The following is a 21,121-nucleotide window of genomic DNA, read 5'->3' on the forward strand; positions in this document are numbered from 1 at the left end:
TGAACGGCGACTCGACCCCCACGACGTGCAGCCGCTTCAGGACATCTTCAAGGCGCTCCAACTCGTCGCTCCGACTTCCTAAATCGGGGGTGCCTGGTGCTCGAGGTCGACAAACCGCGTGCTCCGCTCCATAAACAGGAGGGACACCATGCCGGTTGGCCCGTTGCGGTGCTTCGCCACGTACAGGTCCGTGATGCCCTTGCGCTCGGTCTCCCGGTCGTAGACGTCTTCGCGATAGATGAAGATCACGACGTCCGCGTCCTGTTCGATGCTGCCGCTGTCGCGGAGGTCTGAGAGCATGGGGATGTGAGGCGACCGCCCCTCGACGGCGCGCGAGAGCTGCGAGAGGGCGAGCACGGGCACGTTCAGCTCGCGGGCGAGCGCCTTCAGCGAACGGGACACCTCGGATATCTCCTGCACCCGGTTCTCCGGCACGCTTCCGCCGACGAGCTGGAGGTAGTCGACGATGAGGAGATCGAGCGGATGCTCGCCGTGGAGCCTGCGCGCCTTGCCGCGCAACTCGTTGATCCCGATGGACGGTGTATCGTCGATGTAGATGGGCGAGGCCGACAACACCTCGAGCGCCTCGCCGAGATTTCGGATCTCGACCTCCGATAACCGTCCCTCGCGAATGCGCGCCGAATCCACCCCGGACTCGGTCGACAGAAACCGCTGCGCGATCTGAAGCCGGCTCATCTCGACGCTGAAGATCGCGGTAGTGAGGTTGAAGCGCACCGCCGCATTGCGGGCGATGTTGAGTGCGAGAGCAGTCTTGCCCAGACTCGGCCGCGCTGCCAGGATCAACAAGTCCGACCGTTGAAAGCCGCCCAGCAACCGATCGAGATCGATGAAGCCGGACGGCACGCCCGGTCGCGCGGTGTCGGCGCCAACACCGAGCTGAATCTGCTCGAGGTATTCGGCGAGCACGTCACGGATGTGGAGGAAGTCCCTGGCCGCGCGAAACTGCGTGACGGCGAAAAGCTCTTGCTCGGCCCGCTCCAGGGCCGTCGCCGTATCGGCATGGTCTTCGTACCCGATGGCCGCGATTCGCCCTGCCGCGGAGATCAGGCGCCGCATGAGGGCGGTGCGCTCCACGACCCTGGCGTAGTGCTCGACATGGACGGACGTCGGGACCACGGTGAGCAGCCGAGACACGTAGCCGACTCCGCCGATGCGCTCGAGCAGGTCCTCGCGCTCCAACTCGTCGCACACCATCACAAAGTCCGTCGGCTGTCGACGCTCGTACAGGCGGAGCATGGCGGCGTAGATGTCGCGGTTGCGGGGGTGATAAAAGTCATCCGGTCGCAGAAACGCCGCGACCGCCTCGATGGCCTCGGGGTCGATCAACATACTGCCGAGGACGGATTCCTCGGCCTCAGAGTTGTGCGGGGGCAGTGGCTCGAAGGCCCGGTCGGGGGCGTACGCCTCAATCGCCATCGCGCAGTCGCTCCGCGTGAGGGTGCAACGCCATCATGAACGGCTCGCGGTACCGGTACGTGCGCCCTACGGCCTGTCCCCGACGACCTCGACGTTGACCGTCGCGATGACCCGCGGAGCCACATGCACCCGCACGTGATGCATCCCGACCGTGCGGATCGGCTCCTCCAACTCGACGTCCCGCTTGTCTACGGTCTGCCCAAGGGCCGCCTTGATGGCGTCCGCGACATCGGCGGTGGTCACCGATCCGTAGAGCCGCCCCTGCTCGCCGGCATGCGCGCGGACGACGATCGGCGTCTCGGTCAAGCGCTTGGCGAGAGCTTCGTGCTCGGCGGCGAGACGGGCCTGTTGGCGCGATTCGGCCGCCTTGTGCGCTTCGACGTTCTGTACGGCGGTCTTGGATGCGATCGCGGCCAATCCCCGGGGGATCAAGTAGTTCCTGCCGTACCCGTCGGAAACCTCTTTCACTTCGCCCGCGCGGCCGAGGCTCGGGACGTCCTTTCGCAACACCACTTTCATCACACACCTCCATCCCGGACATCATCACGGCTCGCCTCTCGACGCATTGTATCGAACAAATGATCTCATTTCCATGCTTTCGGGAAAATTGCGCGCACATTCTAGAGAGCGGCCGCTGGCGCCAGGAATCCGGTCTCGTCAACGGGGCACAGCGCGATTCGACGCCGCCTTTTCCACGCGGGCGAGTTCCTCGGCGCGCCAGGTTTCCACCGCTTTTCCACCGATTCCCATCGGGGCAGCCCTGCCGAATCGCCGCGCTGTGGAAAACTCGCAAGGTCTGGCGATTTCGGTGTGACACGGTGTCAGTTGACACCTTTGTAATGCGCGGAGCGGCGTTCGGGACGGCGTGATCGTCCGTCACGGCTCACGCCACGCGGTGAGGTGTGCCGGCCGATGATGCGGTACATTTCATCGTGACGCGGAATGCCCTGGAGCGGAAGCGTGAAAATTGGCCTCGTCCTGCTATCGGGCGGGCTCGACTCGACCACCGTCGCGGCTCTCGCCCTGCACGAGGGCTACGAGCTGTCGGCGCTCACCGTGGATTACGGCCAGACACACCGACAAGAGGTCGCGGCTGCCCAGGCAGTCGCGGCATCGCTGGGCGTTGCTCATCACATTGCGTCAGTGGAGTTCTTTCGCCAGCTCGCCTGGTACTCGGCGCTCACCAGTCCGGATCGATATTCGGCGCCGGTCGATCGGGACAGCGCGGCGATGGCCGCCGACATCCCGATTACCTACGTGCCGCTTCGGAACACGTTCCTCTTGACGCTGGGCGCCGCCGCGCTGGAAAGCCGCGCCCTCGCGCTCATCGAGGCGGGCGGAGCCGATGCGCGGGAACTGTCGCCGACGCTGTTCATCGCGGCCAATGCGATCGACTACAGCGGCTACCCCGATTGTCGTCCGGAGTTCTACCGCGCCGCCGGAGAAACGCTGCGACTGGGAAGCAAGCTGGGGACACAATACGGGGTTCGCATCGAGATTCGCACCCCGCTCATCGATAAGGGGAAGCGCGAAATCGTGGAGCTCGGCCTGGCGCTGGGGGCGCCCCTCGACCGCACGTGGAGCTGCTACGGCCCTGGCCCAGCGCCCTGCGGCCGGTGCGATAGCTGCGAGCTGCGGGCGAAGGGGTTCGCCGAGGCTGGCGCCGCCGACCCGGCGCTCTTGAGGATCGGGACCGCGCCACGCGCCGCGCACGCGCGGGGCGGTCGCGCGACACCGCGATGAGCGCACGCACGCTCCGCGTGAGCCGGTTGCCGGACGGGCGACCCGAGATCTTCACTTCGATCCAGGGCGAGGGCCCCACGTGTGGGTTGCCGAGTGTGTTCGTTCGCCTCGCTCTGTGCAACCTTCGCTGTTCGTGGTGCGACACGGCCTACACGTGGGACTGGGCGCGGTTCGACCAACGCGAATCGATCATCGAGTTGGACGCTTCCACATTCGCGTCGCGCGTCATCGCCGCCGCCTCTGCTCAGGGGACGGCCAACGCGGTCATTACCGGCGGCGAACCCCTGCTTCAGCAAGACGGACTCGTACGCCTCGCCCACGCGCTGAAGGACGCGGGCCTACGGATCGAGGTGGAAACGAATGGGACGATCGTGCCGCTTGCCGGGCTCGCGGAGCACGTGGACCAGTGGAACGTGTCACCGAAGCTAACCAACTCGCGCAACGATCCGGCGCTGCGCCGTCGCGACGAAGCGCTGAAGTGGTTCGCGGCAAAGGAGTCGGCGTACTTCAAGTTTGTGATCGTCGCGCCTGATGACGTTGAAGAAGTGTCGTGCCTCGTGCGTCAGCACGGCCTGCCCCGCCATCGTGTGATGCTGATGCCCGAAGGGGTGGACGCGTCGACCGTCACCGAGCGGTCGCGATGGCTGGCGGAGCGGTGCGTGGCGGAAGGGTACCGACTCGGCCCACGCATGCACATCTTATTGTGGGGCGCGGAGCGCGCCCGTTGACCGCGCGCGGGGCGTAGGCGCGCCTCCGGAGCGCCGAGGTGTTACGCGGTCCCTTGGACGTGGCTCAGGGCAGGGCGTTCGGCGTGGGGTGAGCGGCCCTCTGGATTCCCGTCAGGCGGTTCGCGCCGGCTGCGCGGCTTCGGCCGCTTCCGGAGCCGGAGGCGCGGGGGGCGCCTCCGTTCGGACCATCTCTTCCATGGTCACGATGTGGTTCTTGTTGACCGCGACGAAGGGCGTGCGGTCGGTCCGCCCGTCGGCCGACGTGATGGCCGCGCTCGTGACCGCGACGAACACCTCGGTGTCGCGCTCCAGCAAGTCCGTCAATCGTGTGCCCGGCACGAGGTAAATATTTCCCCGAATGACCAGTCCACCAGCCGTCCGAATCAGCGCATCGCGCGGCTCCCGGATCGTCCGGTCGAACGACTGGCTGCCAACGCCTCGGTGCGAGAGACTCATTTTGCGCTCCGCTTCCAGAAGGGCCGGGCCTCACGCGATTGCGCCTTGGCGGCCGCGACGACCGGGGCGGCCTCGCCGTTCTGGCGCTCGGGGCGCGGCTGGCCCGCGACGAGCTCGACGAGCCGTGCCAGGTCCCGCGTGACCTCCGCCTCTTCGTTAGGATCCTGATCGAAGAGCGAGACGCCGTGGTTCGCCGCTTCGACGACGGCACGGCCCGCGCTAACTACGGTCCCCGCGATGGGCATGCCGAGCTGCTCCTCGAGGGCGGCGAGACGGATGCCGCTGTTGGCGCGGTTTAGCACGAGGGACAGCTTGTTGCTGATGCCGAGCGCCCCCGAGACCTCGAGGAACCGGCTGGTGTGGTGGACTGCGCTGATCTCAGGCGTCGTGATCATGATGATTCGGTCCGCGACGTCGAGGATCTGGAGGTTCAACTCGTCCAGGGTCGGGTGGGTGTCGACGATGACGTAGTCGAACAGCGCGCGATACGAGGAGATCGCGGACACGACGATGTCGCTCCGGATCTTCTCCGCCGTGGAGAGATCCGGGGGTCGCAGAAGTAGGTGCGTGCCGGAGCTGTGCTGCACCAGCACCTGCTGCAGCACCCCCAGGTTGGTGTCCTCTTCGGCGGAGATGTCGAACACGCTCTTGCGCGAGGCAAGGTTGAGGAGCACGCCGACGTCGCCGAACCACAGGTCGGCGTCCACCAGGAGCGTTTTGTAGTCGTAGAAACGTGACAGCCCAACGGCCAGGTTCACGGCGATGGTGCTCTTGCCGACACCGCCCTTGGGGGAGAAGAGCACGATGATCGTGCCGTGGTGGATCCCCTCGGACCTGCCCACGACGTATCCGAGCGAGCCGTCCGGGATCTCATAACCGGAGCGGATCATCATCGCCTTGACGCGAAGGATCAGCTCGCCCACGCCCACGGGCTTCGCCGCGTACTCGTCCAGGGGCGGGCGGTGGGAGTCCAGGGCGAACTGCTGGTAGCGCTCCGGTGCCACGAGCGTGAGCGTTGGGACCGCGTGGGCCGAATGGAGCAGTTTGAAAACCTGGAACGCCATGTCCTGGGGAATGTCGCCGTCTACGACAGCGATGCATTGGGTCACTTCTTCGATGTCTCCACCGGAGGTGAGGCGCTCCAAGAAGCTCACCACTTCGGCGTACGAACCCGCGACTTGGCAATTAATCTTCTCGGATCGAAGCGCGGTGGCGTACTCTTCGAAGGACCGGTCTTGACTGATGAGAAGTACTGACGGAACGCTCACGATTCCTCCAGGCGGATCCGAAAGCCCGGGAGCTTCAGAATATCTCGGAGCACGCGCTCCGGGTTCTCGCTGAAGAGAGAGAGGATCGCCTCATCTCCGGACTCCGGGGTGATGTTGACGAAGGTGACCCCATTGAATCGAGATATGGCCTGCTCCAGGGCAAACAGCGTGGCGTAGGTCAACGCCCCCGCAACCTTGCAGCGCAGCGAGCCGCTCCCTTTAAATAGCGACGAGAGCACCAACTCCCCGCCATGGGATGACTTCCCATTTGGCGTCGCCTCGTCGGCCGCGAGCGGCTGCCCCTGATTAGCAGACTGGCTCAACCCACCGTGCTCCAACGCGGATCGGCGCTGTTGCACCGCCCAGTCCCGAGCCCGCCCATCGGTACGGGCTCAGGTGCCCAAGGATACCTGAAACATTGAACCACTGCAACGCAACTGTAACATCCTTCACGGACCATCTACCGGAGCAGGGCCATCGCCCGGTCCGCGACCGGGTCTTCTCCGCGGGCCAGCGCCTGGGAATCCGCGGCGACGGGAACGTCCGGCTCGACGCCGGAGCCGAGCAACGAATCGCGCGACGGGCTATAAATGCGGGTCGTCGTAATCTCCGCCGCCGACCCATCGGACAACCCGACCACGGTCGGCGTGCCGAGCCGCCCGGCCGTCGTCTCGCCGACGAGCGTGCCCGCGCCGTAGTCGCGAATCGCGGCCGCGAACAACTCTCCGGGCCCCGCCGTGGCGCCATCCACCAGGACGACCGTCGGAAGCAGGCTGGCGAGCGGAAGGCTCGTCCCGCGTATCGTCGTCTCGCGCCCGCCATGCTCCCGCTCGATGGCGATTGTCTGCTGGCCGACAAACAGCGATGCTACGTCCACCGCGTTTGTCAAGTTCCCCTCGCCATTCCCGCGGACGTCGATGACCCACCCGCTGGCTCCATCGGCGATGCTGTCCCGCAGCGCGCGCCGCAGCGTATCGACAACGTTCCGATCAAAGGAGCGGAGCTGGATCATTTCGATCCCGTCGACGAGGGTGGCCGTTATGGAGCGTCGATCGAGCCGCGACCGCGAGACGGTGATCTCCCGCGGCTCCCCGCCCGGCGAGCTGACGCCGATTTGGACCTGGGATCCCGCCGGTCCGCTCAGGCTGAGAAGCACGTCGTAGAGGTCGAGCCCGCTCGTCGGCGATCCGTCCACGGAGAGGATCGAATCACCGGGCGCGATGCCCGCGCCCGCAGCCGGACCGGCCGAATCGGTCAGACGGACGACCGGGGGACCGCCATCGCGCCCCGGCACGAGCGTGACGCCGATGCTCCCTTCGCCGGCGGACTGCATGCGCTTCATGGTGTCGCGGTCGAGGTAGGTTGTCAGCGGATCGCCGAGGGCGGCAAGCATCCCGCGGGCGGCGCCCCGCCCGACGGCGCCAATGTCGAGTCGGCCCCCGAGCTTTGCGACGAACGCGTCATACGCGGCGCCGAAGTCCGCGTAGTCGGTTCGTGGATCACCCGATGGGTGGAGCGGCGCGGTGTCCAGAATTCCGGTTTCGATGGGGAGCAGCCCGATGGCGACCGCGGCGTCGCGCGCACCGGTCAGCGCTGCTTCGAGAAGCTTCCCGTCGTCGACTCGATCTACGTATTCGGTGATCAGCGCCTGGTAGATCGCGTACAGATCGTCGGACGTCAGTGCGCTGGGGGCGGAGGGCTCGATGGTGGGGGGCTGGCCGATGGATGGCTGGGCCGGCGCGCCGGCGGTGGGCGTGGGCATGGGCATCATGGTGCAGCCAGCGAGCGTGCACGCCACCAGGCCGAATAGCGCTGACACTGGCTTCCGGTTGTGGAAGCGCATTGTGTCGTCCCCGGGGTTGATCTGAAGTCGCGCCGCGAACCACGCAGGGCGGAGCCGGCGGCGTGTCTATTCTAAGCCAGGTTTCGCTTCCGGCAGACAGACCGTCGACATTCCAGAACGTTTACGACGGCGCAACCATACGCTACGTTGACATCGCCGTCGCTTCCGCATACTCGCCTCACATGGAGAGGAGTATGCGGATGATGAACAGGCGCGCGTGTCGAATCGTCGACATCTCGCGCGAGCGAGCGCGAAGGCGCGGCCACGGCGCGGGCGATCCCGCCCCATCGATTCGTCTTCTGGCGCGGTATCTCGGCGGCTCCATCGCGCACGCGGCGCGAGCCGACTCCTGGACCATGACCGTACGCTGGGCGGACGCTGAGCTGACAGAGTCGCGGCTCCGAAACCCGCCCGGCGGTCGCGGAGCTTCGGGAGCAGCGGCGCGGGGCGCGACCGTGGCCCTGGTCGTGGGAGCGCGGGAGATCGGGCGCGTGTACCTCCGCACCGGTCGACCCGGAGGATTCTCCGGCGCAGAGATCGTTCGGGCTCACGCGGCCGGAGAGTGCGCCGCGCGGTTCCTGGCCCTGGCCATCGACCTCGCCGCGCAGGATGCCGCCCATGCGGTCAACCGCGGAGCCCACTCTGACCCGGCGAGATGTCGGTCGCTACGCAGGCCCCAGAGACCACTCCCAGATGTTCCACAAATACGAGCCGCGCACGGGTGGTTTGATCCCTAGGACGTCGGCTCGGGCGGCTCCGACCCGTGGCTGGTAGTACAGCATCCCCTGAGCTACGTCTGCGCTGAAGATGCGCTCGATGTCCAGCAAGATCTTCTCCCGAGCCGGCTGATCGATGGTCAGCAGGGACTGAGCATACAGTCGGTCGAGCTCAGGATTCGAATAACTGCCGCGGTTCTTGCCGGTGTACTTGTTCTGGGGCGTCGGCGCCTGATCGGTGATGGCGTTGGCCGCGGAGACAACATCGGTCTGAGCAGAGATGGCCACGCCGGGAAAGTTGACGCGATATTCCACGTCCGTGGTGAGCGCGCGAGGCACCACGAAGCTGCGCGCGTCGATCCCCGCTTTCTTCCAGTCGTCGGCGACGATCTCCGCTTCCTGCTCGCGTTCGCCGGTGACACGAACCTCCACGTCGAGCGACTTGCCCGAGCTCTCGCGATAGAGGCCGTCCGGCCCGCGCGCCCAGCCGGCCTCGCCGAGCCGCTGGTCCGCGCGGCGCACGTCGTACGGGTAGGTCGTGAGCACCTGCGCGACGCGCGGGTAGAACGGGTCACTCTCCGAGTAGCCGGTGTTCGCAACCCCGCCGAAGCCGTACTGGAGCGCATCGGCCAACGCCTTGCGATCGAGGGCGTACATCAAGGCCTGGCGTACGCGGACGTCGTTCAGCGCCGCTTGATGGTCCGGGACGTCGCGATGCTGGAACTCGATGTAGCGTGTGCCAAACAGGCTTTGCGCGTAGATCTGGCCGCCGTGGTCCTGATCCCATCGATCTCGGAGGATCAGCGCCTGCTCTGCCCCGATGGCCGTGTACTCCGCGAAATCGATCGTGCCGGAGAAGAATCCCGCGACGATGGTGTTGCTGTCCGTGACCCAGCGGACTTCGATATTTTCGATCTTCGGCTTCCCCAGGGGGAAGAACGGATTGGCGGCGAGCGCGATGACGACGCCGTGGTCCCACCGCGTCACCCGGTAAGGCCCGCTTCCGACGAAGTCCGGCGATGTCCAGAACGTGCTCGCCAGGAACGCGTTCTTATCCTGGTTGTACAGATCGCCGAGCACGTGGCGCGGGAAAGGCGCGAGTTGGCTGTTGATCAGGGCGTTCGCATCGACGTACGGCTGGCTCCACGTGATGGCGATGGTGCGATCGTCCACGGCGTTCACGTCGCTCATGAGCGATTCGGGCAGGCGCGTGGTCATGGGGATGTCGCGGTCCGTGTAAATTTGAAAGGCGAAGGAGAAATCATCCGCGGTCAGCGGCTCGCCGTCGTGCCAGCGCATATTGGGGCGCAATCGATAGACGGTTTTCATCGATCCATCGGCCGCGATGGTCCAGCTTCCGTCATCCTGGGTGGGGAGGCGCTCGGCCAGCATCGGCTGCGGCACCTGTAACGCGTCCAGGTACGCGAGACTGACGGTGATCGGGAATCCAAGGCCCATGCGATCGAGTCGGTCGCTGAGATTCGGAGGCTCCGCCCGCAGGACGATCGTCACGACGCGCTGGGGAACCGGCGAGCTTGTCTGAGCTGCCGACCCGGCGCCGCTTGCCGCCGCCGACTGACCCCGCGAAGCGGACTGATCGGGCGCGCACCCGGCAAGCACCACCGTGGCGGACACACAGAGCGCGAGCACGCTCGCCGCGATCGCGCGGCGAGCGCCGAGGGGCGTCACCATGCGGGGCGGGCGGAGTCGCGAAGCCACATCTCGACCATGCCGGCATAGACCTCGCCCTGGGCGATGCCCAGCCCAACGCCGGCGATCTCCTCCTCGGGCGCCACCACGGCGACCCCATTGCGAAGAAGCACGGCAAGGGTGAGAGCGATGCCCGTTTGGGTGCTGCCTTTGCCGAAGGGCTTGTCGCGTATCAGGCCGAACAGGAGGAAAGACGCCAGGGTCACGATGTCGCCGCGTTGCTGCTGGACGGTGCCGTGCGCGCGCTCGAGGGTTGAGCGGAGCCGGGCTTCGTCAGGCTGATCCAGGTCATGGACCCCCAGCCGGTCCATGAGGGCATAGTGAAAGGCGATGGCCTGCGGGGCGTCGGGATAGGGAAACGATGAGGGCTGCCTACTCACCCGCCATCTCCAGGGCCTCCCGATGCTCCTCGATTACGGCCTCCAATGCGCGCTCCCATTAAATGGAGAACCAGGGAGCTACGTCGAGTGGCTCGAGTATCAGCCCCTCATCCGTCGCCGTTACCTCAACGGAACCACCGGCCGCGAGATGGTAGCGGTCCACAAGCTCCGGAGGGATGGTGATGGCCAAGCCCCGTTCGCTGGCGAAAAGCTCGCTCTTCACGTCCTGTGCCTCCGCTTCAAGCGACCGGCCATGGGATGTATTCTAAGCGCTATGACTGGGGAAGACATCCTGGCCGCGAACGAGGCGTTCTACCGGGCCTTCAACCAGAAGGACATCTCCGCCATGGACGCCGTGTGGGCGCGTGATGTCGACGTCGCCTGCGTGCACCCCGGGTGGAACGTGCTGCAGGGGCGTGACCCGATCATCGAAAGCTGGGCGCGGATCCTCTCCAACCCGAACCAGCCGCGCATCATGACCGGCGGCGCGACGGCCACGGTTATCGGCGATGTCGGCATCGTCGTATGTCGCGAGCTGGTCGGCGGCACACCCCTTGCCGCCACCAACGTGTTCGTGCGCGAGGCCGGCGCGTGGAAGATGATCCACCACCATTCCGGTCCCGTGGCCCTCCCGGGATAATCGCTAGGGCGCTCCCGGCGTCTCTTCGACGCGAAGCGGTGTATTGGTCGGTCCTACCGTCGGCGCGGGGGTGGGCGTCGCTTGGGGCGTCGGGACCGGGGTTGGGATCGATTGGACTCCGCCCAGGTCGACCGTGATGGCCCCCGTCGTGCCGGGGACCCGGTATGCCAGCGTCAGCCCCTCGGCGTCGCTCGGGATATCGAAGTTGACGTTCCCGGTCGCGTCCTTCGTCGCATCCAGCGTTGAGCGCTGGAGCGGCTGGCTCCCGGCGGTGACTCCCGCCTCATATGTATTCCCGGCGCGATCCGTGATGGAGAAGTCGTACGGGCTGTAGGGGATCTGATACGGCCGCTTGTTGTTGATGGTGACGTTCACGACGACGAAGACGTCACCGGGGCTCGGCCGGAAAAAGTCGCCGATCTGATCGAGCTGGGTCACCGAATTGACGCTCAGCCCGACGTTCGCGAATTCGATGCGCTGACCGACGATGCCCGTTGCCGGAGGTGTTGGCGTGACGGCAGTTCGGGCAAAGGGCCCGGCGCAGGCGGCGACCAGGGTGGCGCTGAGCGCGAGGAGCGCCGCGGGCTGGCGGACGCGATGAAGATCCCACATATCAGGCGACCCCGGCGGCCGCGCTGGGCACGGCGCCCGCGCGGCGCGCGCGGAGGAAATAGCCGAGGCCGACCACCACGCCGACAAGGCAGACCGCCGCCTCGATTTGCAGCGCGGTCCCAACGTCCCATCGGTCGGCGAGGAGCCCGGTCACCAACGCACCGGGTGGCGTCATTCCGGCAAGTAGGAGCGTATAGAGTCCCATGATCCTCCCACGCATCCCGTCGGGGACGCTGAGTTGGAGAGTCGTATTCGCGGTCGTCGTAAAGACCGTGCCCGCGAGGCCCAGCGCGGCAATGAGTCCGAGCGAGAGCCCCGCCCAGGAGGACCACCCGACGCCCGCGAGAAACACGGCGAAGCCGATGCCGCCCCACGCCTGCCTGAGGGGAGACGTGTACCCGACGCGCGCGATGGCCACGGCGCCAACAATGGCGCCCGCCCCGAGGGCAACGCTCAGTGTGCCATAGCCCCCGGCGCCAAGGCCAAGGCGATAGCGAGCGAGGAGCGGCATAAAGGTGCTGTAGTTGAACCCGAAGATGCCCAGGCAGCTGAGCGCGCACAGGGTGAACACGATTGGCGGCCGCCGCCCCGCGAAGGCGAGCGCTTCACCGATCTCGCGTATCGGACTGCGCAGGCCGGCTGCCGGCTGGGGATGAGGGAGCTCGTGCCGGATGAGGGCGAGGGCCACCAGCACGGCGACGTAGCTCGCGGCGTTCAGAGCAAACGCGCCCGCGAGGCTGATCCAGGTCACGACGAAGCCGCCCAGGGCCGGTCCGAGCACCCGGGCCGTGTTCTGGACCGTCGAATTCAACGCGATGGCGTTGGGGATCAGCTCGCGACCGACCAGCTCGGAGGGAAACGCCTGGCGGAGCGGCTGCTCCAGCGCATTCGCCGTTCCTTGGACCGCGGCCAGCGCGTAGATCTGCCAGAGGGCAATCTGATTCGTCGCCACCAGCGTGGCCAGCGTGGCGGCCTGTGCGATGTTCACGACCTGGATCCCGACGAGGGCGCGTCGCTTGGGAACGCGATCGGCGAGGGCGCCGGCGAACAGGGAGAGCGCGAGGATCGGGAGAAACTGAATGGTGACGACCGTCCCGAGCGCGGCCGCCGAATCCGTGAGCTGAAGCACGATCCAGGATTGGGCGATTCGCTGCATCCAGCTTCCAGACTGCGAGATCACCTGCCCGGCCATGAACAGGCGGTAGTTGCGATTCGCGAGGGCAGCGAGGGCCCCTTGGCCGCGATGGGCGGCGGTCGCGCCCTGGTCCTCTCCTTGGCGCCCGGCCGTCATGCTGTGGATGCGACGCGTCGGGCGATCAACGCGCCGTCGCCGGCTGTTCCTTCAGCGCCTCGTCGAGGGAGCGCAGGTCGGCGGCCGTAAGCTGCCACTCCAGCGCCCGCACGTTCTCCTCGACTTGCTCCGGCCTGGTCGCGCCTGAGATGACGCTCGCGACCCCTGGTTGAGCGGCAAGCCAGGCAAGCGCCAGCTGGCCGACGGAGTGGTCCCGCTCCTCCGCGAATCGCTCGAAGACGGCCAGCCTGGCGAAATTTGTGTCGGTGAGGACCCGGCGCGCGAAGTTGCTGGACCCGGCGAACCGCGTGCCCGGCGGCGGCGGCTCCCCCTGGTGATACTTGCCCGTCAGGAATCCCGAAGCGAGAGGAAAGTAGGGGATGAGGCCCATGCCGTAGCGCCGCGCGACCGGCAACACGTCGCGCTCGATCCCTCGCTCGAGCAGGTTGTACTGGTTCTGGGTCGAGACGAGGGGAACGAGGCGCTCGGAGCGCGCGATCCACTGGGCCTCGACGATCTGCCACGCCGCGAAGTTCGAGCATCCGATGTAGCGAACGTCTCCGCGGTGCACCAGATCGTCGAGGGCGCGGAGCGTCTCCTCGAGAGGCGTTTCGTCGTTCCAGTAGTGGATCTGGTAGAGGTCGATGGCATCGACGTCCAGGCGGCGAAGGCTGTCCTCGACCGCCTCCATCACGTGACGGCGCGACGTTCCGGAGTGAAGCGGTCCCTCCCCGACCGGGCGCTCGAACTTCGTCGCGATGACGAGGTCGCGGCGGTGCCCTTTGATGGCCTTGCCGATGTACTCCTCGGAGAGGGTGTCGCCGTACACATCAGCGGTATCGATGAAGTTGACGCCCAGATCGATCGCCCGATGGATGACCGCGGCCGTCTCCTCGGCGTTACAGCGACGGCCGAAGTTGTTCGTTCCGAGGCCGGCGACCGAGACTCGGAGCCCCGAATTGCCCATGCGTCGGTATTCCATGAGTCCATTCCCTCGAACGGTGAATTCTCTTCGGCGGATTCAGCGCGGTCTGCGCGTTGCCCGGTCCGTGCCCGCGCCTAAACGCCAAGCTCGAGCACAACCGGAGCGTGGTCGGATGGCGACGGCTTCCCGCGCTCGTCGGTGTCGATAAAGGCGCTCACCGCGCGCTTGGCGAGATCGGGCGTCGTCCAGACGTGATCAATGCGCAGGCCCAGATTCCGACGGAACGAGCCCTGCCGGTAATCCCACCAGCTATACAGTCCCGCTTCATCGCGACAGCAGCGGAACGCGTCGACGAATCCTCGCGCGCGCAGGCGCTCGAGCGCGGCGCGCTCGTCGGGGTGGTACAGGATGTGGCCTTCCAGGGCGACCGGGTCGTACACGTCGCGTGGTTCGGGAGCCACATTGAAATCTCCCAGCAGCGCAATCGGCCCAGGTCCGCCCTCGAGGGCGCTGTCCGCGAAGATCAGCGCGCCGAGCGCATTGATCCACGCGATCTTTGTCTGGAAGTGCGGGCTCTCGGGATCGCGCCCGTTGGGAAAATATGCGCAATAGACGCGGACTCCGTCGAACACCGCGCTGATCAAGCGCGGCTCCGGATTGTCGGCGAGCGGGTATTCGATCCGCACGTCGCTGGCGGGAACCTTCGAGATCAGGGCGACGCCGTTGTAGCTCTTCCCGCCGACGAAGACCGACGAGTAGCCGATGTCGGCCAGCGCCTGCGCGGGAAAGAGTTCGTCGGCGACCTTGGTCTCCTGGACGCCGAGCACGTCGGGCTGCCGGCGGAGGAGCCAGTCCGTCAGGACCGGCATTCGTGGACGGATGGAGTTGATATTCCAGGTGGCGAGCTTCACCGGCTGCTCGCGCTATAGACGAGGGGGACCACCTCAAACTCCATGCGAAACGTCGGCTGCAGAGGGAACCCCTCCGGCTGGATCCCGTGCAACATCAATTCTCCATCCCAGCTGGGCTCCGCGTCACATGCCCAGCACGCCCAGCGCATCCTGAATTCGATCGCCGAGGCCGGCAAGGAAGGAGTCGTGCGCTCGCGGGGCTTCCCGCGGCACCAGGCCGGCGTCTGCGAGGGCGGCGAGGGCGGCGCGGCGCGGGTATACGTCCCGCACCCAATCTCGCGCGACGATCATCTCGGCAGCCAGGCGCGGGCCAAGAGTGGGCTGGGCGTCGACGAGCTTTCGGAACCCGCCGATCACGAATCGCTGGTGGTCCTCTTCGTCCTTCACGATGGAATGAGCCACCTGTGAGAGGCTGCTGTTGTCGACGCCGGTCAGCGCGATCAGGCACGCGGTCGCAGCCTGGTCGAGCGAGAAGGCGGCCATGGTCGCGGACGCCCACGATTCGTCCGGCGTCTGGCCCTCCTCGCGACCGACGCGCTCGGCGGGCGGGAAGGGTGGCCCAACCGTCAGCAAACCCAGGACGCGGTCGAGCGCTCGGCCGTGCGCAGCTTCTTCGTCGCCCATCCGGGCGAGAGCCCGCCGCGCGGTCCGGTCGGGCGCCTTCGTGTGCCACGCCCGATACATGCGGGCCGCGGCTCGCTTCGCTCGGCACGTTGCACGCACCAGCGGGGCGAGTTGCTCTTGGAGCGGCTCGGGGGGAAAGTCGGGGATCTGCTCACGCGCCATACGTTCTCCCTGGGGCATCACGCGGCGTGGATCAGCGGATATTCGATTCACCAGGGTAGTATAGTCCGGACGGATTTGCGCCTGGCCGCCCTGGGCCACCCCTGACCAACGCCCGGAGTTTTTGATGAGGACCCTCGCGATCGTGCGCGTTGCGCTCAGCGTTCTCTTGGCGGGGGCGGTCTTCGCGTCGTGCGGCTTTGGCGCGGACCAGCCGACCGGGCGGGTTGGCGAAACGCTCACCGCCGGGGACTACCAGCTCACGGTCTCGACCGTCGAAAACCCCGCTGATCGCCCAGACCGGTTTACGAACCCCAAGCCGGGAAATCGATTCGTGAAGGTCCACGTCGTCGTCGCCAATGCGGGCTCGCAGCACCTTCCCTTCGCGGCCAACTACTTCTCGCTCCGCGACAGTGGAGGGATCGACAATCCGGCCATGCCCAATGTCCCATCGGACAACCCGCCCCGGCCGTCGAGCATCGCTCCCGGGCAGCAGACGGAGCACGACCTCTATTTCGAGATGGCCGCGAACTTGAGCCCAACTCAGCTCGTCTTTGCGCCCAGCGTCGTTGGCTGGCGCACGCGCATCACCGTGAACCTCTAGCGAGGAGTGATGAACCGCGATTGGCGCGCCGACTTCTGCGAAGCGTTGGTTGCAACCGGCCTCCTCGGAGCGACAGTGGCGGTGATTTACCGCCTCGTCATGGGCGAGGTGCCATGGTCGTTCTTCCTCGGGGAGATCCTGGGGCTCGGCATGGGCGTCGGGCTGTTGACGGCCTCGCTGCCCCGACGCTGGGGATAGCTTGATATTCCCGACCTGGCGTCACGCGTCCACATCGCCGAAGCGCACGGCGGACCTTCGATGTCGGGAATGGTGCTCGGGACTGGGCCGACCGTGCGCGTCCTGTTTCCCGGTGGGATCGGCGGGACCGCTCAGCGCGCCATCCGTGCTAGCCGGCAGTCACCGAGGCGACCGGGTACTCTTCGGCGGCGAGAATCTCTCGCACCGTCTGCATCGAAAGCGCTGACTCATCGTAATCGAGCTGGACGCTCTTGCCGGGGATGTCGACCCGCACGGACCGAACGCCGGCAATGGGCGTGAGGGCCTCGGTGATCGCGTGCTCGCAGTGCTCGCACTCGATGTCGGGAACGCTGAGCTTTGCCTGTGCCATTGCTGTCCTTCTCCACTTTCGTGTTTGCTCACCGCGCGCCGTCCGATCCGGCGCAACGTGTTGCATGGATCACATTGAATGACCGCCGCCCGATCGGGCGATCCAGAGAGCGATGAGCCCGACGATCGCCGCGCCGAGACCGATCGCCATAAGGTACCCCCATTCGGCCAGGACCGCCAGCCGCGATGGATGAGCGATCTCGGCCGCGGTGGCCGGCTGACGAAAGCCACGAAGTCGAAGCGAGTTGGTGACGACGCTCACGCTGGACATCGCCATCGCGCCGGCGGCGAGCGTGGGGTTCAACAGAACGCCGAAGAACGGGAAGAGGGCGCCGGCGGCTACCGGTATCAGGATCACGTTGTAGACGAAGGCCCAGAACAGATTCTGGCGGATCAGCGCCATCGTTTTCCGGGCGAGGGCGATGGCCGTCACGATCTTCCGCAGATCGCTCGTGATGAGGGTGACGTCGGACGCGGCCAGCGCCACGTCGGTGCCGGCGCCGATGGCGATGCCGAGGTCCGCCTGGGCGAGGGCCGGCGCATCGTTGATGCCATCGCCCACCATCGCCACCACGTGCCCCTGGCGCTGAAGCTCGCGAATCTTGTCGGCCTTCTGATCCGGGAGGGTCTCGGCCAGCACGTTCGGCACGCCGATCTGGCGCGCCACGGCCTCCGCGGTTCGGTGGTGGTCGCCGGTCAACATCCAGACGTCGAGCCCGAGGGCAATGAGCAGCCCGACTGCCTCCGCGGCCTCGGCACGCGGTCGGTCGGCGACTCCGATCACGCCGAGGGCGCGGCCATCAACCGCGACCAGGAGCGGCGTTCGGCCCTCCGCGGCGAGCGCCTCCGCCTGTGCGCCCAGGCCGTCGAGCGAGATGGCCATCCGATCGAACATGGGGCGGTTCCCCAACACGACCTCCCGCGCGTCCACGCGCGCGCACACGCCCTCCCCGGTCACGGAGCGGAAATGCTCGGCGCGCGGAAGCTCGATGCCCGTTGTGCGCGCGCGATCCACGATCGCCTCGCCGAGCGGGTGCTCGGATCCAACTTCCGCAGCCGCGGCCAATCGCAGCAGCTCGCGCTCGGCTGCGCCGTCGGCCGGGATGATGTCGGTCACCTCGGGCTTCCCCAGAGTCAGGGTTCCGGTCTTGTCGAGGACGACGGCGGAGACGCGCTCTGCCGACTGGATGGCCTCCCCACCCCGGATGAGAACGCCGCGCTCGGCGCCGACGCCGGTGCCGACCATGATCGCCGTCGGCGTGGCGAGCCCCATGGCGCATGGGCACGCAATGATCAAGACGGCGACGAACGTCTCCAGCGCCATCGAGATTCGGGGCTCGGGGCCGAGCGCGAACCAAACGGCGCCGGTTACAAGGGCGAAGGCGATGACCGCCGGCACGAAGTACCCGGCGACCGTGTCCGCAAGCCGCTGGATCGGGGCCTTGGAGCCCTGGGCCTCTTCGACGAGCCGCACGATCTGGGCGAGGGTCGTGTCCGCTCCAACGCGCGTGGCGCGAAAGACGAAGCTGCCCGTGCGATTCACCGTCGCGCCGATAGCCACGTCGCCCGGCCGCTTTTCGACGGGGACGGACTCGCCGGTCACCATCGACTCGTCGACCGTCGACGCGCCCTCTTCGACGACGCCGTCCACCGGGATCCGCTCGCCCGGGCGGACGCGCACGAGGTCGCCGACCACGACCGAGTCGACCGGGACGTCGACCTCGGCGGCGCCTCGGATGATGCGCGCGGACCTCGGCTGGAGATCCACGAGTGCCGAGATCGCGGCGGACATGCGCCTCCGCGCGCGCGCCTCCAGCCATCGCCCCATCAGGATGAGCGCGATGATCGTCGTCGCCGTCTCGTAATACACGTGCAGCGGGAACCCCATGCGGACGGCAAGGTCCGGCCACAGCGTGACGAAAGCGGAGGAGATGAACGCGGCAGACGTCCCAACCGCGACCAGCGTGTCCATGTTGGTTGAGCCGTGCCGCCCGGCGGCCCACGCGGCTCGATAGAACCGCGCGCCGGCCCAGAACTGAATCGGCGTGGCGATGGCCAGCAGGCCCAGGTTCAACATCGTCCGATCGACGGGGAGCGGCAGATACATCGCGGCCATCAGAACCGCGGCTGCCACCAAGCTGACGATGAACCGTCGTTGGAGGTCGTCGATCTCCGAATCCCGAGCCTCGTCGTCGTTCGACCGCTGGTCGATGGTCGGCGTCCGCGGCCCCTCACTCAGAGCTTCGCGGATCCCGTAGCCGGCGCGCTCGACCGACTCCCGCATGGCCGCGAAGTCCGCGATGGCGGGATCGAAGATGACCCGAGCGCGCTCCGTGGCCAGGTTCACCGAGGCCTCTTCAACCCCGGGGACCTTCTTGAGAGCCCGTTCGACGCGGCGGACGCAGCTCGCGCAGGTCATCCCCGAGATGGGGAGACTTGCTTCGCGACGGTCGGACCGGGGCGACGTCTGCGGTGGAGCGGTCATGGCGAGGGCCTCAGCGGCGCGCCAGGGCGAACAGCTCGGCCAGCTCTTCCAGGGCCTGGCCGCTTCGGCCATCGGCGAAGGCCTCCGGCACGCACGAGCTGAGATGGCCCTTCAACAGCAGCTCTTCCAGCCGGTCGATGGCGCGCTGCACCGCGTAGGTCTGCTTGAGGACATCAACGCAGTACGCATCCTCCTCGATCATGCGGCGGATGCCGCGAAGGTGCCCTTCGATTGACGCGAGGCGCTGGAGCGCGTCGCGTCGGTGGATGTCATCCACGGCCTCTCCCACCCCCCTGGGGAGGGGGTAGACAGATCATACCATGCTCGCCCGCACCCGTACCCTCCCCCGTCGCGGGGGACGGGGGAGCTGCGACACCCCCACCCTTACCCTCACCCGGGGAGGGGGAGGGGAGCCCAGGGCGAATAGCCCTCTTCGAGAAGGGGGAACGCGCTCAAGGCGTGGGCGGGGCGGACCGGCTCGGCTGCGCACAGGTGGGATCGGTCCAGATCGCCCAGGCGCGTGACCCCGAGGAGCCCGAGGCAGATGCGGACCTCATCCTCCAGCAGCTCCAGAGCCCGAACGACGCCGTCCTCCGCGGCGGCTGCGAGCGCGAGGCCGGTCAGGCGACCGAGCCCCACCGCGTGCGCGCCCAGGGCGATGGCCTTCACGACGTCGGTGCCACGCATGAACCCACCGTCCACGACGATGGTGGCCCGGCCGTCGACCGCCGCCACGATCTCCGGAAGGACGTCGATCGTCCCGCGGCCGTGGTCGAGCTGGCGGCCGCCGTGGTTGGAGACGTAAACGATCTCGACGCCGTGCTCGCACGCGATGGCCGCGTCCTCGGCGGTCGCGATCCCCTTGATGCCCAGCGGGATCGTGTGCTTGTCCTTGAATCGCTTCACGTGGTCCCAGGAGAGGGACGCCTGGAACTCGCGGCCGTCGGCTCGACTCCGCGACGGCGGCACGTAGCGCTTCGCGAGGTCGCGCTCCCGACGGCTGTAGATGGCGACGTCGACCGTCAGGCAGAAGGCCGCGTATCCGCAGTCAACCGCGCGGCGAACGTGGTCGTCGACGAAGTCGTCGCCGCCGCGTACGTAGAGCTGGTACATCCGGAAGCTATCCGCCGCGGCGGCCACGGCCTCGAGGCTTGGCTGGCACACGCACGAGAGCATCAAGGGCACCCCGAAGGCCGCCGCGCCGCGGGCGACGGCCACGCCGCCGGTTGGGGTGAAGCTCTCGATGGAGCCCATGGGCGCCAGCAGCACCGGAAGCCGCGTGGGGCGCCCGAGGAGCGTCGAGGAGCAATTGACCGACGAGACGTCCCGGAGCACGCGCGGCCTGAAGGCAATGGAGTCGAGAGCCTGGCGATTCCGGCGGAGTGTCGTCTCCGTCTCGGCGCCGCCCATCAGGTAATCCCACGGCCCGGGCTCGAGGTTGGCGCGGGCGGCCGCCGCGATCTCGTGGAGAGTGCGAAATCGCTCCGCGGTGGATGCTGCCATGGTGCCGTATCGTATCACAGGATTCGGCGGGTTGAGAGACCGCGAGCTCCGAGGTGGCGACGTGGAGATCTATACCATTGGACACAGCAATCTCGAGCTTTCGCGCTTCCTCGAGATCCTGCGACAACACCGCATCGTCCGGCTCATCGACGTGCGCAGCTATCCATACAGCAAGCGCGTTGTCTGGGCGAATGCGTCGCCCCTGGCCGCGGCGCTACGATCGGCAGGGATCGCGTACGCGTCCGCGGGCGACGCGCTCGGCGGGCGGCCGTCCGACCCGCGCCTCCGGAGCCCGACTGGACGCCCCGACTATGATCGAATCGCCGCGAGCGACGACTATCAGCGCGGCATCGAGCGGCTGCTCGCCGTGGCTGGGCGCGAGCGCGCCGCGATCCTCTGCAGCGAGGGCGATCCAATGATGTGCCACCGCGAGCGCCTCATCGGCCGCACCCTCCGCCAGCGGGGGTGCGCGGTGCGGCACATCCTTCGCGATGGGAGCATCCTCGCCCAGCATCAACC

At 67.2% G+C, this 21,121-nt stretch carries 24 protein-coding genes; 6 read left to right on the plus strand and 18 right to left on the minus strand.

From position 1 onward, the window contains the following. Positions 1 to 78: 78 nt before the first annotated feature. Positions 79 to 1,437 carry a replicative DNA helicase gene (gene dnaB / locus VFC51_08015; GenBank protein HZT06962.1) on the minus strand — a complete coding sequence of 453 codons (1,359 nt, stop codon included), beginning with the start codon at positions 1,435 to 1,437 and terminating at the stop codon, positions 79 to 81. Between the two features lie 66 nt (positions 1,438 to 1,503). Next, positions 1,504 to 1,956, minus strand: coding sequence for a 50S ribosomal protein L9 (gene rplI, locus VFC51_08020; protein ID HZT06963.1), 453 nt, complete (start codon positions 1,954 to 1,956; stop codon positions 1,504 to 1,506). A 441-nt stretch (positions 1,957 to 2,397) separates the two neighbouring features. On the opposite strand from rplI, the gene queC reads away from it, so the two are divergent. Together queC and VFC51_08030 are read left to right on the plus strand one after the other, a co-directional pair. Next, positions 2,398 to 3,180 (plus strand): 7-cyano-7-deazaguanine synthase QueC, encoded by a 783-nt coding sequence (gene queC, locus VFC51_08025; protein ID HZT06964.1) that lies wholly within the window; start codon positions 2,398 to 2,400, stop codon positions 3,178 to 3,180. Continuing rightward, positions 3,177 to 3,908: a 7-carboxy-7-deazaguanine synthase QueE gene (locus VFC51_08030; protein HZT06965.1), complete on the plus strand. Its 732-nt coding sequence runs from the start codon at positions 3,177 to 3,179 to the stop codon at positions 3,906 to 3,908. Before queC ends, VFC51_08030 begins: the two co-directional genes overlap by 4 nt. A gap of 111 nt (positions 3,909 to 4,019) precedes the next feature. Here VFC51_08030 and VFC51_08035 read toward each other — a convergent pair whose 3' ends face one another. The 7 genes from VFC51_08035 to VFC51_08065 all read right to left on the minus strand — a co-directional run bounded on the left by VFC51_08035 (position 4,020) and on the right by VFC51_08065 (position 10,504). Beyond that, the gene (locus tag VFC51_08035; GenBank protein ID HZT06966.1) at positions 4,020 to 4,364 is read right to left on the minus strand and encodes a hypothetical protein; all 345 of its coding nucleotides are present in this window, start codon (positions 4,362 to 4,364) and stop codon (positions 4,020 to 4,022) included. Beyond that, on the minus strand, positions 4,361 to 5,632 hold the full coding sequence (locus tag VFC51_08040) for an AAA family ATPase (GenBank protein ID HZT06967.1): 1,272 nt from the start codon (positions 5,630 to 5,632) through the stop codon (positions 4,361 to 4,363). Before VFC51_08040 ends, VFC51_08035 begins: the two co-directional genes overlap by 4 nt. Then, positions 5,629 to 5,955, minus strand: a complete 327-nt coding sequence (locus VFC51_08045; protein ID HZT06968.1) for a hypothetical protein — start codon at positions 5,953 to 5,955, stop codon at positions 5,629 to 5,631. The genes VFC51_08040 and VFC51_08045 overlap by 4 nt, the downstream gene beginning before the upstream one ends. Positions 5,956 to 6,092: 137 nt before the next feature. Next, on the minus strand, positions 6,093 to 7,475 hold the full coding sequence (locus VFC51_08050; GenBank protein ID HZT06969.1) for a S41 family peptidase: 1,383 nt from the start codon (positions 7,473 to 7,475) through the stop codon (positions 6,093 to 6,095). A 665-nt stretch (positions 7,476 to 8,140) separates the two neighbouring features. After that, complete coding sequence (locus VFC51_08055; GenBank protein HZT06970.1) at positions 8,141 to 9,910, minus strand: peptide ABC transporter substrate-binding protein; 1,770 nt, start codon at positions 9,908 to 9,910, stop codon at positions 8,141 to 8,143. Then, entirely contained in the window at positions 9,877 to 10,281 is a 405-nt protein-coding gene (locus tag VFC51_08060; GenBank protein ID HZT06971.1) for a hypothetical protein, read from the minus strand. Before VFC51_08060 ends, VFC51_08055 begins: the two co-directional genes overlap by 34 nt. 58 nt (positions 10,282 to 10,339) lie before the next feature. After that, on the minus strand, positions 10,340 to 10,504 hold the full coding sequence (locus tag VFC51_08065) for an AbrB/MazE/SpoVT family DNA-binding domain-containing protein (protein HZT06972.1): 165 nt from the start codon (positions 10,502 to 10,504) through the stop codon (positions 10,340 to 10,342). A gap of 51 nt (positions 10,505 to 10,555) precedes the next feature. Here VFC51_08065 and VFC51_08070 point away from each other — a divergent pair, with 51 nt between their 5' ends. Beyond that, positions 10,556 to 10,921: a nuclear transport factor 2 family protein gene (locus VFC51_08070; protein HZT06973.1), complete on the plus strand. Its 366-nt coding sequence runs from the start codon at positions 10,556 to 10,558 to the stop codon at positions 10,919 to 10,921. A gap of 3 nt (positions 10,922 to 10,924) precedes the next feature. Here VFC51_08070 and VFC51_08075 read toward each other — a convergent pair whose 3' ends face one another. The 5 genes from VFC51_08075 to VFC51_08095 form a co-directional block, all read right to left on the minus strand. Next, the gene (locus VFC51_08075) at positions 10,925 to 11,533 is read right to left on the minus strand and encodes a DUF4352 domain-containing protein (protein HZT06974.1); all 609 of its coding nucleotides are present in this window, start codon (positions 11,531 to 11,533) and stop codon (positions 10,925 to 10,927) included. A 1-nt stretch (position 11,534) separates the two neighbouring features. Continuing rightward, positions 11,535 to 12,824 carry an MFS transporter gene (locus VFC51_08080; GenBank protein ID HZT06975.1) on the minus strand — a complete coding sequence of 430 codons (1,290 nt, stop codon included), beginning with the start codon at positions 12,822 to 12,824 and terminating at the stop codon, positions 11,535 to 11,537. Between the two features lie 25 nt (positions 12,825 to 12,849). Further along, positions 12,850 to 13,806, minus strand: a complete 957-nt coding sequence (locus VFC51_08085; GenBank protein HZT06976.1) for an aldo/keto reductase — start codon at positions 13,804 to 13,806, stop codon at positions 12,850 to 12,852. Positions 13,807 to 13,883: 77 nt separating this feature from the next. Then, positions 13,884 to 14,660, minus strand: a complete 777-nt coding sequence (xth, locus tag VFC51_08090) for an exodeoxyribonuclease III (GenBank protein ID HZT06977.1) — start codon at positions 14,658 to 14,660, stop codon at positions 13,884 to 13,886. A 123-nt stretch (positions 14,661 to 14,783) separates the two neighbouring features. After that, on the minus strand, positions 14,784 to 15,446 hold the full coding sequence (locus VFC51_08095; protein HZT06978.1) for a ferritin-like domain-containing protein: 663 nt from the start codon (positions 15,444 to 15,446) through the stop codon (positions 14,784 to 14,786). A gap of 124 nt (positions 15,447 to 15,570) precedes the next feature. Here VFC51_08095 and VFC51_08100 point away from each other — a divergent pair, with 124 nt between their 5' ends. Further along, positions 15,571 to 16,047, plus strand: coding sequence for a DUF4352 domain-containing protein (locus VFC51_08100; protein ID HZT06979.1), 477 nt, complete (start codon positions 15,571 to 15,573; stop codon positions 16,045 to 16,047). A 9-nt stretch (positions 16,048 to 16,056) separates the two neighbouring features. Further along, a complete protein-coding gene (locus VFC51_08105; protein ID HZT06980.1) occupies positions 16,057 to 16,245 on the plus strand; it encodes a hypothetical protein in 189 nt (62 codons plus the stop codon). A 148-nt stretch (positions 16,246 to 16,393) separates the two neighbouring features. On the opposite strand, the gene VFC51_08110 is transcribed toward VFC51_08105, so the two are convergent. The 4 genes from VFC51_08110 to VFC51_08125 all read right to left on the minus strand — a co-directional run bounded on the left by VFC51_08110 (position 16,394) and on the right by VFC51_08125 (position 20,602). Continuing rightward, positions 16,394 to 16,615, minus strand: a complete 222-nt coding sequence (locus VFC51_08110) for a heavy-metal-associated domain-containing protein (protein HZT06981.1) — start codon at positions 16,613 to 16,615, stop codon at positions 16,394 to 16,396. A gap of 69 nt (positions 16,616 to 16,684) precedes the next feature. Then, positions 16,685 to 19,099, minus strand: a complete 2,415-nt coding sequence (locus VFC51_08115) for a heavy metal translocating P-type ATPase (GenBank protein HZT06982.1) — start codon at positions 19,097 to 19,099, stop codon at positions 16,685 to 16,687. A gap of 10 nt (positions 19,100 to 19,109) precedes the next feature. Then, the gene (locus tag VFC51_08120) at positions 19,110 to 19,376 is read right to left on the minus strand and encodes a metal-sensitive transcriptional regulator (GenBank protein HZT06983.1); all 267 of its coding nucleotides are present in this window, start codon (positions 19,374 to 19,376) and stop codon (positions 19,110 to 19,112) included. Positions 19,377 to 19,489: 113 nt separating this feature from the next. Further along, positions 19,490 to 20,602, minus strand: coding sequence for an alpha-hydroxy acid oxidase (locus VFC51_08125; GenBank protein HZT06984.1), 1,113 nt, complete (start codon positions 20,600 to 20,602; stop codon positions 19,490 to 19,492). 61 nt (positions 20,603 to 20,663) lie between these two features. Here VFC51_08125 and VFC51_08130 point away from each other — a divergent pair. Then, the coding region (locus tag VFC51_08130; GenBank protein HZT06985.1) for a DUF488 domain-containing protein at positions 20,664 to 21,121 on the plus strand (458 nt) is incomplete at its 3' end.

Source organism: Chloroflexota bacterium (genome assembly GCA_035652535.1).
Taxonomy (GTDB): domain Bacteria; phylum Chloroflexota; class UBA6077; order UBA6077; family SHYK01; genus DASRDP01.

Bases quoted from the DNA above. Each gene is read 5' to 3' on its own strand.
- dnaB (HZT06962.1), bottom strand. From the start codon at position 1,437: ATGGCGATTGAGGCGTACGCCCCCGACCGGGCCTTCGAGCCACTGCCC.
- rplI (HZT06963.1), bottom strand. From the start codon at position 1,956: ATGAAAGTGGTGTTGCGAAAGGACGTCCCGAGCCTCGGCCGCGCGGGC.
- VFC51_08030 (HZT06965.1), top strand. From the start codon at position 3,177: ATGAGCGCACGCACGCTCCGCGTGAGCCGGTTGCCGGACGGGCGACCC.
- VFC51_08035 (HZT06966.1), bottom strand. From the start codon at position 4,364: ATGAGTCTCTCGCACCGAGGCGTTGGCAGCCAGTCGTTCGACCGGACG.
- VFC51_08050 (HZT06969.1), bottom strand. From the start codon at position 7,475: ATGCGCTTCCACAACCGGAAGCCAGTGTCAGCGCTATTCGGCCTGGTG.
- VFC51_08070 (HZT06973.1), top strand. From the start codon at position 10,556: ATGACTGGGGAAGACATCCTGGCCGCGAACGAGGCGTTCTACCGGGCC.
- VFC51_08075 (HZT06974.1), bottom strand. From the start codon at position 11,533: ATGTGGGATCTTCATCGCGTCCGCCAGCCCGCGGCGCTCCTCGCGCTC.
- VFC51_08080 (HZT06975.1), bottom strand. From the start codon at position 12,824: ATGACGGCCGGGCGCCAAGGAGAGGACCAGGGCGCGACCGCCGCCCAT.
- VFC51_08085 (HZT06976.1), bottom strand. From the start codon at position 13,806: ATGGAATACCGACGCATGGGCAATTCGGGGCTCCGAGTCTCGGTCGCC.
- VFC51_08095 (HZT06978.1), bottom strand. From the start codon at position 15,446: ATGGCGCGTGAGCAGATCCCCGACTTTCCCCCCGAGCCGCTCCAAGAG.
- VFC51_08100 (HZT06979.1), top strand. From the start codon at position 15,571: ATGAGGACCCTCGCGATCGTGCGCGTTGCGCTCAGCGTTCTCTTGGCG.
- VFC51_08105 (HZT06980.1), top strand. From the start codon at position 16,057: ATGAACCGCGATTGGCGCGCCGACTTCTGCGAAGCGTTGGTTGCAACC.
- VFC51_08110 (HZT06981.1), bottom strand. From the start codon at position 16,615: ATGGCACAGGCAAAGCTCAGCGTTCCCGACATCGAGTGCGAGCACTGC.
- VFC51_08115 (HZT06982.1), bottom strand. From the start codon at position 19,099: ATGACCGCTCCACCGCAGACGTCGCCCCGGTCCGACCGTCGCGAAGCA.
- VFC51_08125 (HZT06984.1), bottom strand. From the start codon at position 20,602: ATGGCAGCATCCACCGCGGAGCGATTTCGCACTCTCCACGAGATCGCG.